Annotated in this window: 1 protein-coding gene; it reads right to left on the bottom strand. The window is 42.8% G+C overall.

Annotated elements, in window-relative coordinates; translation table 11 throughout:
• A partial coding sequence (locus tag RVY79_RS21585; RefSeq protein ID WP_317466668.1) for a DUF6402 family protein occupies positions 1-236 on the bottom strand: 236 nt, incomplete at both ends.

Genomic DNA, 236 nt, shown 5'->3' with positions numbered 1-236 from the left:
TCTGAGCGATCATGAAATGTGAAAACATCTCGCATGTAAACATGAACGCTATTAATGGTTAACTCCCCTTTTCCGTTGGCCGCACTAAATTGATGCACTCCCAGCGTGGCATAAAAAGAAAATGCCCCGAGCGCACCATATAGATCATCCATAAACAGACCATTTTCCCAAGCAACTCCTTTGACAAACATCGCGAATTTTGTCAAGTTATCACTATCAACTGGAACCCGTTGGAA

It is taken from the genome of Chromohalobacter sp. HP20-39, from assembly GCF_033052815.1.
Taxonomy (GTDB): domain Bacteria; phylum Pseudomonadota; class Gammaproteobacteria; order Pseudomonadales; family Halomonadaceae; genus Chromohalobacter.
Note: the sequence above shows the minus strand (reverse complement) of the source record. Positions and strands in the feature narration are given on the sequence as shown.